Origin of the sequence: Candidatus Avelusimicrobium caledoniensis, from assembly GCF_902756455.1 — a bacterium.
GTDB classification, from domain to species: Bacteria; Elusimicrobiota; Elusimicrobia; order Elusimicrobiales; family Elusimicrobiaceae; genus Avelusimicrobium; species Avelusimicrobium caledoniense.
In genome coordinates this window covers 31,119-46,817 of sequence record NZ_CACVRB010000019.1, presented here as the reverse complement: position 1 = coordinate 46,817, position 15,699 = coordinate 31,119, and the positions used below count along the sequence as shown (strand labels likewise).

Annotated in this window: 17 protein-coding genes and 1 tRNA gene; 10 read left to right on the top strand and 8 right to left on the bottom strand. The window is 46.9% G+C overall.

What is annotated here, in order from left to right; genetic code table 11:
• Positions 1–82: 82 nt before the first annotated feature.
• From ACQY2W_RS05580 to ACQY2W_RS05570, 3 genes are all read left to right on the top strand, one after another.
• On the top strand, positions 83–538 hold the full coding sequence (locus ACQY2W_RS05580) for a type IV pilin protein (RefSeq protein WP_428050209.1): 456 nt from the start codon (positions 83–85) through the stop codon (positions 536–538).
• A gap of 70 nt (positions 539–608) precedes the next feature.
• Positions 609–1,310: an iron-sulfur cluster assembly scaffold protein gene (locus ACQY2W_RS05575; protein WP_428050207.1), complete on the top strand. Its 702-nt coding sequence runs from the start codon at positions 609–611 to the stop codon at positions 1,308–1,310.
• A gap of 18 nt (positions 1,311–1,328) precedes the next feature.
• Positions 1,329–2,324, top strand: coding sequence for a GGGtGRT protein (locus ACQY2W_RS05570; protein ID WP_428050205.1), 996 nt, complete (start codon positions 1,329–1,331; stop codon positions 2,322–2,324).
• Positions 2,325–2,569: 245 nt separating this feature from the next.
• On the opposite strand, the gene ACQY2W_RS05565 is transcribed toward ACQY2W_RS05570, so the two are convergent.
• Positions 2,570–3,046 (bottom strand): type IV pilin protein, encoded by a 477-nt coding sequence (locus tag ACQY2W_RS05565; protein ID WP_428050203.1) that lies wholly within the window; start codon positions 3,044–3,046, stop codon positions 2,570–2,572.
• A gap of 217 nt (positions 3,047–3,263) precedes the next feature.
• On the bottom strand, positions 3,264–3,893 hold the full coding sequence (locus tag ACQY2W_RS05560; RefSeq protein ID WP_428050201.1) for a hypothetical protein: 630 nt from the start codon (positions 3,891–3,893) through the stop codon (positions 3,264–3,266).
• A 171-nt stretch (positions 3,894–4,064) separates the two neighbouring features.
• Here ACQY2W_RS05560 and typA point away from each other — a divergent pair, with 171 nt between their 5' ends.
• Complete coding sequence (gene typA, locus ACQY2W_RS05555; RefSeq protein ID WP_428050199.1) at positions 4,065–5,900, top strand: translational GTPase TypA; 1,836 nt, start codon at positions 4,065–4,067, stop codon at positions 5,898–5,900.
• Between the two features lie 58 nt (positions 5,901–5,958).
• On the opposite strand, the gene ACQY2W_RS05550 is transcribed toward typA, so the two are convergent.
• The 3 genes from ACQY2W_RS05550 to ACQY2W_RS05540 form a co-directional block, all read right to left on the bottom strand.
• Positions 5,959–6,624: a type IV pilin protein gene (locus ACQY2W_RS05550; protein WP_428050197.1), complete on the bottom strand. Its 666-nt coding sequence runs from the start codon at positions 6,622–6,624 to the stop codon at positions 5,959–5,961.
• 397 nt (positions 6,625–7,021) lie between these two features.
• A tRNA-Ser gene (locus ACQY2W_RS05545) sits at positions 7,022–7,108 on the bottom strand.
• Between the two features lie 40 nt (positions 7,109–7,148).
• On the bottom strand, positions 7,149–7,688 hold the full coding sequence (locus tag ACQY2W_RS05540) for a type IV pilin protein (protein ID WP_428050195.1): 540 nt from the start codon (positions 7,686–7,688) through the stop codon (positions 7,149–7,151).
• 131 nt (positions 7,689–7,819) lie between these two features.
• Here ACQY2W_RS05540 and ACQY2W_RS05535 point away from each other — a divergent pair, with 131 nt between their 5' ends.
• Genes ACQY2W_RS05535 through ACQY2W_RS05510 form a run of 6 tightly spaced genes read left to right on the top strand, consistent with a single transcriptional unit; the run spans position 7,820 to position 12,031 of the window.
• Complete coding sequence (locus ACQY2W_RS05535; protein WP_428050193.1) at positions 7,820–8,464, top strand: TatD family nuclease-associated radical SAM protein; 645 nt, start codon at positions 7,820–7,822, stop codon at positions 8,462–8,464.
• Entirely contained in the window at positions 8,451–8,909 is a 459-nt protein-coding gene (locus ACQY2W_RS05530) for a glycogen-binding domain-containing protein (RefSeq protein WP_428050191.1), read from the top strand. The genes ACQY2W_RS05535 and ACQY2W_RS05530 overlap by 14 nt, the downstream gene beginning before the upstream one ends.
• Complete coding sequence (gene tsaE, locus ACQY2W_RS05525) at positions 8,909–9,385, top strand: tRNA (adenosine(37)-N6)-threonylcarbamoyltransferase complex ATPase subunit type 1 TsaE (protein WP_428050189.1); 477 nt, start codon at positions 8,909–8,911, stop codon at positions 9,383–9,385. Before ACQY2W_RS05530 ends, tsaE begins: the two co-directional genes overlap by 1 nt.
• Positions 9,364–10,059: a tRNA (adenosine(37)-N6)-threonylcarbamoyltransferase complex dimerization subunit type 1 TsaB gene (gene tsaB / locus ACQY2W_RS05520; protein ID WP_428050186.1), complete on the top strand. Its 696-nt coding sequence runs from the start codon at positions 9,364–9,366 to the stop codon at positions 10,057–10,059. Before tsaE ends, tsaB begins: the two co-directional genes overlap by 22 nt.
• Entirely contained in the window at positions 10,056–10,490 is a 435-nt protein-coding gene (gene rimI / locus ACQY2W_RS05515) for a ribosomal protein S18-alanine N-acetyltransferase (protein WP_428050184.1), read from the top strand. The genes tsaB and rimI overlap by 4 nt, the downstream gene beginning before the upstream one ends.
• A complete protein-coding gene (locus tag ACQY2W_RS05510) occupies positions 10,487–12,031 on the top strand; it encodes a tetratricopeptide repeat protein (protein WP_428050182.1) in 1,545 nt (514 codons plus the stop codon). Before rimI ends, ACQY2W_RS05510 begins: the two co-directional genes overlap by 4 nt.
• Positions 12,032–12,037: 6 nt before the next feature.
• On the opposite strand, the gene ACQY2W_RS05505 is transcribed toward ACQY2W_RS05510, so the two are convergent.
• From ACQY2W_RS05505 to ACQY2W_RS05495, 3 genes are all read right to left on the bottom strand, one after another.
• Positions 12,038–12,667 (bottom strand): thiamine diphosphokinase, encoded by a 630-nt coding sequence (locus ACQY2W_RS05505; RefSeq protein WP_428050180.1) that lies wholly within the window; start codon positions 12,665–12,667, stop codon positions 12,038–12,040.
• Entirely contained in the window at positions 12,633–14,060 is a 1,428-nt protein-coding gene (locus ACQY2W_RS05500) for a sodium:solute symporter family protein (RefSeq protein ID WP_428050178.1), read from the bottom strand. Before ACQY2W_RS05500 ends, ACQY2W_RS05505 begins: the two co-directional genes overlap by 35 nt.
• Positions 14,061–14,130: 70 nt before the next feature.
• A complete protein-coding gene (locus ACQY2W_RS05495) occupies positions 14,131–15,600 on the bottom strand; it encodes a YfcC family protein (protein WP_428050176.1) in 1,470 nt (489 codons plus the stop codon).
• Between the last annotated feature and the right edge of the window lie 99 nt (positions 15,601–15,699).

Here is a 15,699-nt window from a genome sequence, read left to right as displayed (position 1 = left end):
CCTCACGCCTGCCCCCGGCAAGGGGGGCTTGACATCGTTTTTTTTTTTGCTACATTTTATTAAATGAAACAAAGGAGGTTGTATGAAAAACAAACAAGCGTTTACGCTTATTGAGTTATTAGTAGTTGTGTTAATCATCGGCATATTAGCGGCGGTGGCGGTGCCGCAATATAAATGGGCGGTGGAAAAATCACGTGCGGCCGAAGCTTGGGCCGTTCTTCGCACTTTAAAACAAGCGCAAGAGGCGCGATATATGGCTACGGGAGAATATGCCACCGACATCGCAGATTTAGATATTGATGTCGGGGAAAGCAATTATTATAATTTTTCTATTTCGCAAGGTGCCGTGAGTGCGACGGAGAAAAATATTAAGTACTCGCTGGGGCTCCGTTTATCGTTCGGTGCGTGGAGTGCAGGGGAATATCGGTTTTGTGGATATCCGGCTTCTACTGGTTCGGAGTCTGTTGCCAAGCCATACTGTAAACACTTGGGTGCGGATATGAATCAACAAATCAGTAATACGTGGGTGTTTCCGTAAAAAGACCTTTTCCGCGTCTTCTAATTTGCTAAAATATAGTGACAGTTTTATTTTCAATTAGGAGAAATTCATGAGCTGCGAAAAATGTACCACAGAAGTACAGAATATGTGCTGTGTCTGCAAAGGCGCAAAGCACGACCCGGCCCCGATTCCCGAAGAAGGAAAATGGGTCAAATCTAAACAAATTTCCGACGTGAGCGGTTTTACCCACGGGATCGGTTGGTGCGCCCCGCAACAAGGTGCGTGCAAACTGTCTTTAAACGTCAAAAACGGCGTAATTAAAGAAGCGTTAGTGGAAACGTTGGGTTGCTCCGGCATGACCCACTCGGCTGCTATGGCCGCGGAAATCTTGCCCGGCAAAACGATTTTGGAAGCGTTAAATTCCGACCTCGTTTGCGACGCTATCAACACCGCTATGCGCGAACTTTTCTTGCAAATTGTTTACGGCCGCACGCAAAGTGCGTTTTCCGATGACGGACTGGCCATTGGTGCGGGCTTGGAAGATTTAGGGAAAGGCCACCGCAGCCAAATCGGCACGATGTACGGCACCGAAGCCAAAGGGCCGCGCTATTTGGAAATGGCCGAGGGGTATGTACTCAAAATCGGTTTGGACAAAAACGGAGAAATCATCGGTTATCAATTTGTCAACTTGGGCAAAATGATGGACGCTATTAAAAAAGGCGAAGATCCCAAAACGGCCTACGAGAAAAACATCAGCAAATACGGCCGCTTTGACGAAGCCGTCAAAGTTATTGACCCCCGCAAAGAGTAAGCCCGAGGAGAAAACACTATGATTACGTTTGAAGGATACGAAAGAAGAATTGATAAAATCAATGCCGTACTTAAAGAAAACGGTATTAAATCGTTGGAAGAAGCCAAAGAAATCTGCACCAAAAAAGGCGTAGATGTGGAAGCCATTGTAAAAGGCATTCAACCCATCGCGTTTGAAAACGCCGTCTGGGCGTACACCGTCGGTGCGGCGATTGCTTTTAAAAAAGGCGTAAAAACGGCGGCCGAAGCGGCTGAACAAATCGGCGTGGGCTTGCAAAGTTTCTGTATCCCCGGCTCGGTAGCTGACCAACGTGCCGTAGGTTTGGGCCACGGTAACTTGGGGGCCATGTTACTTCGCGAGGAAACCAAGTGCTTCTGCTTTTTAGCCGGGCATGAAAGTTTTGCCGCGGCGGAAGGGGCTATCGGTATTGCCCGCACCGCTAACAAAGTACGCAAAGAGCCGTTGCGCGTTATTTTAAACGGTTTAGGTAAAGATGCGGCATATATTATTTCGCGCATTAACGGTTTTACATCTGTGGAAACCGAATATAACTACAAAACGGGCGAACTCAAAATCGTCAGCGAAAAAGCGTTTTCCGAAGGCGACCGTGCCAAAGTAAAATGCTACGGAGCTGATGACGTGAACGAAGGCGTAGCCATTATGCGCCACGAAGGCGTGGACGTATCCATTACCGGAAACTCCACCAACCCGACCCGCTTTCAACACCCCGTTGCCGGTACGTACAAAAAATGGGCGACCGAAAACGGTAAAAAATATTTCTCCGTGGCGTCCGGCGGCGGTACAGGCCGCACCTTACACCCGGACAATATGGCCGCCGGCCCTGCCTCCTACGGTATGACCGACACCATGGGCCGCATGCACAGCGACGCGCAATTTGCGGGTTCGTCTTCTGTGCCGGCTCACGTGGAAATGATGGGACTGATCGGTATGGGCAATAACCCGATGGTAGGCGCGACGGTGGCGCTTGCCGTAGCCGTTTCCCAAGCCAAATAAGAACGGCTGTTGTTAACTTCTATAAGCACGCACAAGGGCGCAACTAATCGTTGCGCCCTTGTGTCGTGTTCCCGATAAACAATTTTCCAAATTCTGCCAATTTGCGCGTCCCTTGGGCTTGACGTGCCATTCAGGCACGCCTATGCGCCCAACTTGCCCGCGCAACTTGGAGCGAATTTGAAAAATCATATAAACTTCTACAATATTATTCTTGGGGCGGTGTCATGTAACGGCGGTTGTATGAACTACTGGCCGAGATAAAACTTGTAGCTTATTCCATTTCCGTCATTGTCTTGACTGTTTTCCGTGGGATGTAACGATTGACACGTTTTTTTAGCCAAATCTTTTTGTCCGCGACAAACCCAGTTCTCATAAGCGAAGTACTTTTCAATAGAAGGGGCTTGCGGATGGCCGGAACAGGAAAGAGAGGTGCCTAACCAAATATAACATCGCCAATCATTAAAGCGGGCAAATGTTCCGTCAAAATCGGCTCCGGCGGGGATGTCTATATCTAATTCATCAAAGTTTTCAGCATAATTTCCGTTGGCAATTTTATATACTTGTTGGGCGTTATCTATCGCACGCATAAAAGTAACAATTCCCATGACGCGGGTTTTATTTACCGCCAGTTGGTATTGCGGCAACGCTACCGCCGCCAAAATACCGATAATAAGTACAACGACTAACAGTTCAATCAGTGTAAACGCTTTTACGTTTTTCATGTTGTTTGCTCCTTTATATTTTTACTGTCCCTTTATTATCGTTTTTTTTTTTGATTTGTCAACCCCCTTGCCGGGGACTCCCACACGGGACCCTGCGGGCCGCCAAAGGCATAGGACCTCTGTTTGCTTTTACCGCGCTCTTATACGGTATGGACTTTGTTGCAAAAAAAAGACCGTCGTTTTGACGGTCTATAAAATGGTTTGAGAGGACTTAATTTTATTTTACCCACACGCGCCACGCGGCTATTAAGCCCACCACGCACGATGTGCCAAGCAGGGCAATTATAATTTCCAACACGCGCGGAAACGCAGGTACTTTTTCGCTGGATAATGTGTTAATGCGCGCTTGAAATACCGACGGGGCTACACACCACACTAAATATCCGCCGATACGCCAACCCACCGCTACCGGGCAGAACGTCAGCGCAAGCCCGCCCAACCACAAAATACCCCACAGCCACGCCGGCCACGAGGTCGGTTTGTGCATATATTCGCACGTGCGGTTGATAAGTCCGGCTAGTGTAAAAAATGTCCACCACCCGCCCAAGGTGCGCAAAAAAGCGTTTCCTTTTAAAGGGGTGCCGTCTAAGCGTTTAAAGCCGCGTAACACTTGCCCCCATTGTTTAAATAACCAATAAAATGTAAACAACCCGCCGCTAATAAGCGTAAGTACCAGTTGTGTACGCGGATGCATAAAATAAAAACGGGTGGACAGACCTTCTGTTTTAAGCTCGTTTTTACGTTCGGCGCGTTTTTGGGGGGAAGAATAATCCCACTTAGCTATCGTCAGCGCATACACGGCATACAGAACAGCCAACACGCCTATCATTTCTAATAATCGTTGCATACAATTATTATAAGAAATTTCGCTCTGGGGCGAAAAGCGGAAATTCAAGCGCGGTGTCTCAAAAAATACTAAAATATAAATAATCACAATACTTGCAAGCCCTTGGGCTTTTTGCAAACCCGCGTGTGCGGGGTTTTTTGTGGAAATTTACTGAGGAAAAATTAACTTATTATGAGCAACACCCGCCAAGACGTACGCAACGTGGCTATCATCGCCCACGTGGACCACGGTAAGACGACCGTAGTAGATTCTTTGTTAAAATTCGCCGGAGAATTTAAAGTAAAAGAGGACGAAGCGCAAGATACCGTTTTAGACTCCAACCCGTTGGAGCGCGAACGCGGTATTACGATTTTGGCAAAGTGTACCTCTATCGGCTACAAAGGCCATACGATTAACATTGTTGACACGCCCGGCCACGCCGACTTCGGCAGTGAAGTAGAGCGCGTACTGCGCATGGTAGACGGTGCTATCTTAATGGTAGACGCCGTGGAAGGCCCCATGCCGCAAACGCGCTTTGTGTTGCGTAAAGCATTAGCGCTTGGCTTAAAGCCCATTGTAGTCATCAATAAAATGGACCGCGAACACGTCCGCCCCAGCGAAGTCGTAGACGAAGTATTTAACCTCTTTATGGAACTCGGAGCTACCGATGAGCAATTAGATTTTCCGATTATTTACGCCTCCGGCCGCGCCGGTTGGGCGAGCTTAAAAATGGAAGAACAAGGTAAAGACATTGCCCCGATTTTAGACACCATTTTGTCGCACGTCCCCGCGCCCGAAGCGCGCCCCGATGCGCCTTTGCAAATGCAAGTAACGATGTTGGACTACAACAACTTTTTGGGACACGTTGGTATCGGGCGTATTTTGGCGGGAAAAATTACCAAAGGCCAAACCGTCGCGCTCATCCATAACGACGGATCTGTTACGCAAGCCAAAGCCGCCAAAATTGAACGCTTTTTGGGGCTCGGTAAGGTAGAAGTGGAAAGTGCCTCTGCCGGGGATATCGTTTCTATCGCCGGGTTAGAAGGTGTAGATGTGGGCGATACGCTCTGCCGCCCCGACGCGCTAAACGCACTCCCGCCGCTGACGATTGACGAGCCCACCATGTCTATGGACTTTATGGTCAACGACAGCCCGTTCTCCGGCAAAGAAGGCAAATTTGTAACGAGCCGCCACCTCAAAAACCGTTTGGAAAAAGAAGCACAAACCAACGTCGGCTTAAAAGTGGAACAGTTAGAGGGCGAGGGGAAATTTAAAGTATACGGGCGCGGAGAATTGCACCTGACTATTTTAATTGAAAATATGCGTCGCGAGGGTTTTGAGCTCGCCGTATCTTCCCCCGAAGTGATTTATAAAGAAGAAAACGGACAAATTTTAGAGCCGATGGAGTATTTGGTGTTGGATATTCGCTCCGAATTTCAAGGTGCGGTATTTACCATTTTAGGTACGCGCGCGGCCAAACTGGAAAATATGGTGTCTGAGGGTGAAGAACGCTTGCGGTTGGAATATCTTATTCCGTCACGTGCGTTGCTCGGTTTTAAAAACGAATTTTTAACCAGCACCCGCGGTACGGGTATTATGCACCACAGTTTTAAGGGCTATTTCCCGAAAGTAAATCTACCCGACTTGCGCCGCAACGGCGTGTTAATTGCCAAAGAAGACGGCGAAACAACCCCATACGCGCTCTTTGCATTAGAAGATAACGGGGAGCTCTTTTTGGGCCCCGGCGTGAAAGTGTATGCGGGGGAAATTGTGGGGCAAAATTCGCGCTCTAACGATTTGGTAGTCAACCCGTGCAAAGCCAAACATTTAAGCAATATGAGAAGTAAGGCCAGCGACGAGTCCTATGTGCTCACGCCGCCGCGCACCATGAGCTTGGAACAAGCGGTAGAATATATCGCGCCGGACGAACTGGCTGAAATTACGCCTAAATCCATCCGCTTACGCAAGAAAATCTTATCACACTTACTGCGCAAACGCACCGAACGCGCCAACGAAGAAGAAGAGTAAAGTGGCGTGATGTGTTTTTAGTGAAACCGGCGGACGAAAAATTTGTCCGCCGGTTTTGTCAAAAATAATATTCATCATATCCACTTTTTATAATTGCATTTGGGGTAACAAATTTTGTATTGGAGTTGTTCCAAGTTCTTGCCCCTAATGATTTACAAATTTTGGTTTGAGCGGGTTTTACTTGGCAGCTCGCTCTATTAAAAAGAGTACCGTTATCTAATGCGAATATGTATCTGTATATTAAAGAATAATGTGCGTTGTCTCCACATGCAATAGAGCCATACGTTGAAGAAGGAACGGGTTTAGAAAGACAGCAAAATAAATTATCCGTATGCCCGCACTGACCGTTTAATCCTTGGGTAATAGTCATACCGGCCGGTAAATCTACATCCAATACATCAAACGAATTTGGCCAAGAGCCATTTGCTAAATGATAAGAGACCACTGCTTTAGCAATACTATTTGCTAACGTACGGTAAGTGGCAAAACGAGACTTTTGTACAGCAGCTTGATATTGTGGCACGGCCACCGCCGCCAAAATACCGATGATAAGTACAACCACTAATAATTCAATAAGCGTAAATGCGTTGTTATAACAATTAGAGACGTCATCCTGAACCTGATTCAGGATCTCACCTTGTTGTTGTTTTAGAGAGCGGTGAGATTCCGTATCAAGTACGGAATGACATTTATTTTTATTAACGGCTTTATTTTTTCTTTCCATAAATTTCTCCTTACTGTTTTTTTGTCATTTTTTCCGTCCCTTTATTTTTGTTTTTTTTTTTTGATTTGTCAACCCCCCTTGCCGGGACGGGCATGAGGCCTAGGACCTCTGTTTGCTTATGATGTTATGTTTTGCGAGGGGGACTTCGTGTTATTTTGTAAAAAATCAAAGACCCCGCAAAAACGAGGTTTTTATTTTCGGAAGAGGAGGGATTCGGTCACAAGTCGGCTTACTGACGTGCGCCGCTTGCGACCCCGCCTCGCCATCCTCGCCTTTCGTGCCGTTGGCACTCAAACTCGGATATGTCTGCGGCTTTCTCATCCCTACGCGGCATAAAGCAGTTTATGCCGCTGCCACCTTCCAAAAAATTAAGCCCCGCAAGGGGGCTAAATTTTTTCGGAAGGGGAGGGATTCGAACCCTCGGTAGAGTTGCCCCTACATCAGTTTTCAAGACTGACGCCTTAAACCACTCGGCCACCCTTCCCTTAAAATGAAATGTGCAGTCATGCTGCGTTAAGAAATTGCTACGGCAGAATATATACGTTCCAAATAGCGGTTGTGTGATCTAATGCGGGGTCGCTGCGCCACGTGGCCGTGCCTTGTTGTACACCCTCCAAGTTTAAACACACGCGGTTGGCTAATTCGTTGGCGGAATCAGCCCAACATTCCCGCTGGTTGCGTTTGGTGAAAGTGGGTTCTTCCTTTAGGTATTGGATATAGGCCAACCCTTGTTTGTTGCCTAAAAAGCCGCCGACGGGTTTTTCCGTGGGGCTGATACCAAAAGAATATACGGTACCTTTAGCACACGTGTACGCACCGTCAGAAACAGTGCAACCGTTGATGCCTATATCTAAATTAGAAAGGCCGTTGTCGGGGTATCCGTTCATAGATAAGTGGTAAAGTTCCAAGCTGTTTGCAATCGTTTTTACGTTGGACATCACGGTGCTCAAGCGGCTGTTTAAGACGGCTGTTTTGTATTCGGGTACGGCAATAGCTGCTAACACCCCGATAATCAAAATGGTCGCTAGCATTTCCATGAGTGTAAAACCTTGTTTGTGTAGCATGGGACACCCCTTCGGGAATAATTATACCTTCATTATAGAAGTTTCCTCGTAAAAAGTCCAGTAATTATTTTGCCGGATGCAGTATCATTACGTCGCAGTGAAAATAGTATAATACCTATAAGAGGTATTTTATGAATAGTCCGGCTATTGTGTACCGTTTTCAGAACGGCGTTTATATCAATCTGACCAACCGTTGCCCTAATTTGTGCATGTTTTGTGTCAAAACAAAGTGGAAAATGAATTTTCACGGAAATAATTTGAATTTAGCAGAAGGTGAACCGTCCGCCGGGGAAGTGATTGCTGCCTTAGAGCAGGAGCTTCCTAAAGCTCCGTTTAAAGAAGTTGTTTTCTGCGGCTACGGCGAGCCCACCATGCGTTTGGACGTACTTTTGCTAGTTGCCCAAACACTAAAAGGTTGGCAAGCACAAGCCAAATATCCGCCGTTTCCGGTCCGGCTTAATACCAATGGTTTAGGTAATGTAATCAATCATAAAGACATTGTGAAAGAGTTGGCGGAAGTGGTAGATGTAGTGAATATCAGTTTGAACGCCGCAGATGCGGCTACGTGGCAAAAATTGGTCCGCCCGGAGCCGGAATATAAAGATTGTTACGAGGATGTAGTAGATTTTATCCGCTCGTGCGCAGAGGCCGGATTTAAAAAGGTAGTGGCCAGTTGTGTAGATAAAACCGGGGCTGATCCTAAAGCCGTAGAACAAGTGGCCAAATCGTGCGGGGCACAATTTTATTTGAGGAGTTTTTTAGATGCCCAAGATTAAACGTCCCGGTGTGTTTTTCGCTTTTTTTCTGTTTCTAATGGCTTTAACGCTTACGTGGTTTTTTGTAGAAGCATCCGATTATTACGATTACACCGCTAACGCTATTGAAAACACGGCCTCCATCGCGCCGCTTAATAAAGAAAGCTTGCTCGCCCGTCAAAAAGTTCGCACGCTTGCCTACGATACCGAAGTAAAATACCGCAAATTTTATATTACCGTTCCCGGCGCACAAAAAGTAGAATTGGCCGCCGATTTTAACCGCTGGGGGCAAGACCCCATTGAACTCAAAGCATACCGCAAAGGTTATTTTGAAACGTCTGTTGCACTGACGGCAGGCGAATATAAATACGTTTTTGTAGTGGATGGAGACGACGTGCTAGACCCCATGAACGAAGACCGCCAAACCGTCGGCGGACGGCGGGTGTGTATTAAAACGGTGAAATAATGAAACAAAGAAAAATTATTACTTCCTCGCGCCAAGAAACGCTATCGTTAGCCGCCCGTTTTGCGCGCACGTTGCGTGGTGGGGAAATTATTTTTTTACGCGGGCCTATCGGTGCAGGCAAAACGGTGTTTGTCAAAGGGATTGCCGCCGCTCTGGGGCTTAAAAGTTCGCCCACCAGCGCGAGTTTTAGCTTAATGAAAAAATATCATAATAAGTCGCACCGTTTATTTCATATTGATTTATTCCGGTTGTGCGAGGGAGAAGTGTTTAACCTCGGATTTGAAGAAATGCTGGAAGACGAACAAGCTATTATTTTAGCCGAGTGGCCCGACCCTATTATGCACTTATTACCTCAAGACCGCTTAGAAATGGATTTTGTGTTGCAACAAGGCGACGTGCGAGAAATAAAATTGGCGTCGTTTGGCCGGGTATCGGACCGGTGTTTGGAGGCATTATGCAAAGCAGCAAAGCTGTAACATTAGCTTTAGATACGTCGGGCTCGCCGCTTTTGGTGGCGGTTAAAAACGGTTCGCAACAAGTGGCTCGCCGTCAAAAAGGGATCAAGCAAGAGCGGTTGTTGTTCCCGGTACTAACGCGCGCTTTAACTGCGTGCGCGGCGACTTTGCAAGACGTGAAAAAAATTTGCATTGTGCGCGGGCCGGGGCGTTTTACGGGGATACGTATTGCGTTAACATTTGCCTCTATGATGAAATACTTAAACCATGCGGAAGTTTATGGGGCGACACTTTTTGATATTCTGCGTTGTCAGGCGGAAAGTTCGGCCGCTTTCAAACGCTTTAAAAAACAGCACGAAAACGGGGTGTTGGGGGTTGTGTTGCACGCCTTTAGAGAAGAATATTTTTTACAAATTTTTGACGGTAAAGACAGTAAACCCCTGTGGTTGTCTTGCGAAGAATTACTCGCGCGTTTGGCTACCTATCCGGCACCGCTTTTTTTGGCCGGTAGCGATAAAAACGGCGCAAGTTTGGCTGAATTGACAGGCGGTAAATATCCGCTGGCAGCCGATAAAGATTGCCGCGTCCGTCCGGCTACCCTTTTGGCACTGGCCGAACACGATGCGTGCAAACAAGACGCGTTAGAGCCGCTATATTTAAAACCGGCCCGTTTTGAACTGATAGAACCTAAATGAAATTTCGCACTGCCTACCCTGCCGATTTGCCCGCTTTAGCAGCGATTGAACGTCTGCAACCGCGTTGCGCCCAATGGGGAAAAACCGGATGGAAAACAGAGCTTGCTGATACGTCTGCTTGTGTGTTTTGTGCCGAAGAAAACGGACGTGTCCTTGGGTTTGTGTCGCTACGTTTAGCGGTGGATATCGGCGAGATTTTAAACGTGGGAGTGGACCCGTCTGTTCTGCGCCGGGGAATAGCGGAGCAGTTAGTGGATCTGGCCTTGTCGTGGGCGCGGGAACATGGGGGAAAACAAATCACGTTAGAAGTAGCCGCTACCAATTTGCCGGCGGTGCGGCTGTATCAAAAAGCCGGATTTGTGCAAGTAGGTGTGCGGAAAAAATTTTATGCAAACAATGAAGATGCGCTAATTATGGGGCGTGCATTATGAGATCAATTTTAATCGGGCTTAGTTTATTTGCGACGTTGCCGCTTTTTGCGTTGGAAATTAGCGACGAAGGACGCCGGGAAGCCCAATTGTTTAACACGTATTTGGAAGCTGTTTACAAATACGCGGGCGATGTCCCCCGCGCTTTTTCAGCGTTGCAAAAAGCGTTGGAGCTTGCGCCCGATTCCAAATACCTGCGCCGGTCGTTGGTGTCGCTGGCGATATCCATGAACAAGCCGGAATTGGCACAAGTGTACGCCGATTATATTAACATGGGCGAAAACGAGGCCGAAGATTATGCGGTTTACGCGGCTTACCAACTGCAAACCGGAAACCGGCAAGAGGCGTTAGCGGCCTACGAAAAAGCCGTAGCCCTTATGCCGGAGAATATGGAACTGTTGTACCAGTATTTATTGGTGCTTTCCACAACGGATTTTGACAAAATGATTGCCGTGCTTAAAAAAGTAGCGGTGGACCAACCGGCTATTGCCGCGCAGGCGTATACCCAAATCGGTACTTGGTATATGCGCCGCCAACAAACCGATCAAGCGTTAGTTTACTTTAACAAAGCCATCGTTGCTGACCCGAATGACCCGGCTCCGCGTTTGGCAAAAGCGGATATTTACGAGCGGACTTCCCAATTCTTTTTAATGTTACACGAATTTGAAGAATTAGAAAAAATAGGATACGCTAATGCGGGGGTTTTTTCGCGTATGGGGGCAGTGTTTGCGGTAGTAAAAGATTTTCCCAAAGCAGAGGAATATTTTTTAAAAGCCAAAAAAGCCGATGCGCACGAACCTGCATCCAATTATTTTCTTTCTATGTTTGCCGAGCAAAAGGGGGACTACGCGGCGGCGATTGCTTATTTAAAAGACGGGTCCGATTATTCCACAAATGCCTCACACTGGTTGCAGGTGAGCTTTTTGCAACAAAAATTAAACCAACCGCAAGAAAGTTTAAAAACATTGGCCGAGGCATACAAACGTTTTGAAGATAATGTGGAAATCGGATTTTTCTACGGACTTTTGTTAAACGACCAAAAAGAGTATAAAAAAGCCGCGCACGTGTTTAAGAAATTACTTCAGACCCGCCCCGACTATATAGACGCCCGCTTGCATTATGCGTATGCGTTGGAAAGCTTAAAAAAATATAAAGAAATGGAAACGCAAATTCAGTTTATTTTAAGTAAACAACCCCACCATGCTCCGGCGTTAAACTTGTTGGCGTACAGCTTGGCCGAGCGGGAAACGCGTTTGGACGAAGCACTGGAATTAGTAACCCGCGCACTGGCCGTTTCGCCTAATGACGTGTCGTTTCGCGATACGTTGGGGTGGATATATGTTAAACAGGGTAAATTGCCACAGGCCGAGCAGATTTTTGAATCGCTCTCGCCGGAAATAGTCAACCAATATCCCGAAATTACCTATCATATTGCGGCGTTGCGTTTAGCGCAAGGCCGCACGGAAGAAGGGCTTGAACTCTTAAACCGTGCCCGTACGGGGTGGCCCGCCGCCGAGAAGTTATATAAAAAATTATCGCGCTAGCCAAGATTAGTCTTCTTGACAGACAAGCAAAACACCGCCGGAAAGCGAAACGGTAAAACGCGTGCGGATGGTTTCGTTGCTAAGGGTGCGCGTGATGCCCAAAGATAAACGGGCATTTTTTAGGGGATATTTCAGCCCGCTTAAACTTACTTTGCTACACGCAACAAGCGGCAATAAACTGACCCGCGCACCTACCCGTGCCGGGAATATTTTTTTCTTATGAACCGGAAAGATTTTCCATCCGTCACCCACCCACGTAATATCCAGTTTGCGCGCGTACGGATAGAGTGCCAACAGATTGCCCAGTGAAAAATCTACGCGTCCGCCGCCAAAACCGACGAGCGTACATTTTTTACACCCGTGCTCAAGTAAATAATCAAGCGATTTTTGCAAATCGGTATTATTTTGGTTGTCTACAAAAATCCACTGGGCATGGGGTAATTTTTTGCGGGTTGCCCGGGAAACGGAATCAAAATCGCCAATAACTGCGTGCGGGTAAACTCCGGCGCGCACAGCGGCGTTAGCACCACCGTCTGCGGCTAAAATAAAATCTGCGGTTTGGGCCAGTTGTTTGAGTGTTTTTGCCGGACCGCACGAGCCGTTACCGATCAATAATGCGTGACGAAATGCTTTCATGACGGCTCCTAAAAATCACCAAAATCAGCAAGCTGATACTGACTCCGATGTAAAACGGGTCTACAACCGTAAGCCATTGTTCCGGCACAAAAATACGCCAAAACGTCATTACAACGGCACTGGTTAACGAAGAAACGACAAATAATTTATCGCTGATTTTTCCCGGGTGCAGGTATCCCATTAAAATCGGAATTAACAAGCAGGCGGAAAAATAAGACCCCAAGGTAAGCCAAATTTCCTTAAAACTATCATGAAATAACTGGGCCAGCAGGATAGAAAATGCCCCTACGCAGAAAATAATGATCCGGTTAGATAAAATAACGTTGGTAAAGCGTTTGCGCAGCAAATCAAAGCTGAGCGTGCCGGATGCAATAAACAAAAACGAATTAAGCGTGGATAAGATAATAGATAAAATACCAGCCACAAAAAGTCCGCGCAGTCCCACCGGTAACAATTGCACGGAATAGAAGAAATAAGCTTGCCCCGGCTCTGCATGCGGCAATAAGGCACGCGCATACAACGAGCCGGCTGTCGTGCAAATATCAAAACAAAACCAAATCATCGTAGCAATAATTAAGCCGCGTTTTACCACCAACGGGCTTTTGGCGGCAAAACAGCTTTGGTAGAAACTGGGGTCAATAAGTGTAGCCAGTGCAATAAATCCCCACACAAACGTATTTAACCACGAGTTTCCGCCTGTGAGCGTAAAGTGCGAGGCGGGCAAATTGGCTTTTAAAAAGTCCAGTCCGCCAAACGTATATACCGAAAATACAACTACTAAAAGCACGGCAGTGCACATCACAAAAAATTGCACCAAATCTGAAAATACGACGGAACGGTATCCGCCCCACGCCGTGTACAGACAGGTAAACATCGTGCCGATAGCCATGCCTAACACAACACTAATACCAAAGACCATGTGTAAAAACATACCTAAACTTAACACGTATGCCACGGGGGTGATGTATAAGAAGGTAAACACGGCAGACACTTTGGCAGATTTCGGGCCGAACATTTGACTGGTTAAATCGGGTAGGGTCATGGAATTGTAACGGGCAATTTTATCGGTAATAAAAAAGGCAAAAATTAAATAAGCGATATACCAAAACACGCCTTGTGTTACAAAGTTATAAATGCCGTAATTAAATGTAATTTCGTTAATGCCGAAAATACCGCCGTACCACGTGGCTACCATGGTGGCTACGAAAAGCGGCAGGGTAAGTTGCCGTCCCATGAGTAAATAATCCAGGGTGGTGGGTTTTTCTTTTTGTTGTGAGTGGCGTAGCCGGAAGTGCCCATAGGCCGCCGCCAACGCGGTGGCTAACAACACGGCTCCGAACACTAACCAATCGGCCGTATGAAAATAAGATGCCGTTTGTATTTCGTTAAACATAAGAAAGAAGCTCTGCTTGTCTGAGCCGAGCTTCTTTCATTCTACAAAAAAAACACGTAATGCGGTAGTCCTACTGCCATTTCATAAAGTACGGCGGAATGAGCAGTAAGAACGACAGTAAATACATAGTAATAAGTAGCGGTAACATCCATTTAAGCCACTTCGGGTATGCAATACGCGCAAACCCGATTGCGGCAATCGTTACCGGGTCCGTCGGAATCACCATATTCATCCAACTTCCGCCCAGTTGGAAAGCAAGCACCATCGTTTGGCGCGTAATACCGATTAAATCGGCTAACGGAGCCAAAATCGGCATGGTAAGTACGGCCTTGCTAGATCCGGACGGAATAAAGAAATCAATGACCGTTTGCAACATCATGGAAGCCCACGAAGCAAAAATCGGGTGCAAGTGTTTAATCAGGCCGGACATGGCATTTAACAATGTGTCCAAAATATGACCGTTGTTTGCCACAATTACAATAGCTTGCGCAAAGCACAAGAGCATTGCAATTTCGGCCATACTGCGTACGCCGCTAAAAAACGTGTCGCTAAATTCCTGCATTTTCATTTTGCCCAAAAAACCGCACACGAAACCGAGTCCTAAAAACCAGGCGGCAATCTCGGTGATGTACCAACCGGAATTTTCCCAGTTGAGCCATTTGATTAAATCAATGCCGAATGTGCCGTGTAAAAAGGCACACACTTGCGGTTTAAGCACTCCGGCCACCATGCCCACCATGCCAATACCAAACGCCAATAATACGGCTTTTTGACGTCGGGTAATGTGATACTCCGTTTTATTGAGTTTGAGTTCTTTGCGTTTTTCCTGGTCAAACTCGTAGGTCAAACTTTTCGTCGGGTCTTTAGTAATTTTGCGGGCATATAAGCTCAGCCAGGTGATAATAACCGAAGTGCAAATGACCCAAATAATCAAACGATATCCCAACCCGGAATAAAGCGGCACTTGTGCGATGGCTTGCGCAATACCGACGGTAAACGGGTTGGTAAACGCGGCCGCAAATCCGACGCCGGCCCCCACAAACGGGATCGCCGTGCCTAAGGCCGAGTCATACCCCAACGATAAGGCAAGCGGAATAAAAATCGGCACGAAAATAAGGGCTTCTTCACACATGCCAAAGGTAGCCCCACAGAGTGAAAATACAATTACGCCCAGCGGAATAAACAAAAAGCGCAGTTTGGGTTTGCGTTTAAAAAATTCGCTGGCCGCTTGAATGCCGGCGGCGATGGCTCCTGTCTTTTCAATAATGCCCAACACTCCGCCAATAACAAGTAAAAATACGATGACTTCCGACGTTTTGGAAAAACCTTGTACCGGGGCTTTGAGCAAATCAAATATACCTTGCGGGCTGGCCTCTACCCGGTGATAGGTGCCGGCTACGGCTACTAGCCGCCCGTCGGCGTTTTCCACGCGGTCATACGCGCCGGACGGAACAATCCACGTCAGCGCGGTTACAATAGCCAATACCGATAAGATAATGGCAAACGTATTTAACTTGATTTTAGACAGTACCTTAGACATTTTTTCCTGGGGTTCCTCTTTCTTTTTAATATGTACAACAACAAGTATATATTGTACTAAATACGCTCAAGTATTTCGCCATAATTTTATATACTTTAA

Coding starts and splice junctions, on each gene's coding strand:
- ACQY2W_RS05540 (WP_428050195.1), bottom strand. CDS start 7,688: ATGCTACACAAACAAGGTTTTACACTCATGGAAATGCTAGCGACCATT.
- ACQY2W_RS05560 (WP_428050201.1), bottom strand. CDS start 3,893: ATGCAACGATTATTAGAAATGATAGGCGTGTTGGCTGTTCTGTATGCC.
- ACQY2W_RS05565 (WP_428050203.1), bottom strand. CDS start 3,046: ATGAAAAACGTAAAAGCGTTTACACTGATTGAACTGTTAGTCGTTGTA.
- ACQY2W_RS05495 (WP_428050176.1), bottom strand. CDS start 15,600: ATGTCTAAGGTACTGTCTAAAATCAAGTTAAATACGTTTGCCATTATC.
- tsaE (WP_428050189.1), top strand. CDS start 8,909: ATGAAACAAAGAAAAATTATTACTTCCTCGCGCCAAGAAACGCTATCG.
- ACQY2W_RS05500 (WP_428050178.1), bottom strand. CDS start 14,060: ATGTTTAACGAAATACAAACGGCATCTTATTTTCATACGGCCGATTGG.
- ACQY2W_RS05505 (WP_428050180.1), bottom strand. CDS start 12,667: ATGAAAGCATTTCGTCACGCATTATTGATCGGTAACGGCTCGTGCGGT.
- ACQY2W_RS05530 (WP_428050191.1), top strand. CDS start 8,451: ATGCCCAAGATTAAACGTCCCGGTGTGTTTTTCGCTTTTTTTCTGTTT.
- ACQY2W_RS05510 (WP_428050182.1), top strand. CDS start 10,487: ATGAGATCAATTTTAATCGGGCTTAGTTTATTTGCGACGTTGCCGCTT.
- ACQY2W_RS05550 (WP_428050197.1), bottom strand. CDS start 6,624: ATGGAAAGAAAAAATAAAGCCGTTAATAAAAATAAATGTCATTCCGTA.
- ACQY2W_RS05570 (WP_428050205.1), top strand. CDS start 1,329: ATGATTACGTTTGAAGGATACGAAAGAAGAATTGATAAAATCAATGCC.
- typA (WP_428050199.1), top strand. CDS start 4,065: ATGAGCAACACCCGCCAAGACGTACGCAACGTGGCTATCATCGCCCAC.
- ACQY2W_RS05575 (WP_428050207.1), top strand. CDS start 609: ATGAGCTGCGAAAAATGTACCACAGAAGTACAGAATATGTGCTGTGTC.
- tsaB (WP_428050186.1), top strand. CDS start 9,364: ATGCAAAGCAGCAAAGCTGTAACATTAGCTTTAGATACGTCGGGCTCG.
- rimI (WP_428050184.1), top strand. CDS start 10,056: ATGAAATTTCGCACTGCCTACCCTGCCGATTTGCCCGCTTTAGCAGCG.
- ACQY2W_RS05580 (WP_428050209.1), top strand. CDS start 83: ATGAAAAACAAACAAGCGTTTACGCTTATTGAGTTATTAGTAGTTGTG.
- ACQY2W_RS05535 (WP_428050193.1), top strand. CDS start 7,820: ATGAATAGTCCGGCTATTGTGTACCGTTTTCAGAACGGCGTTTATATC.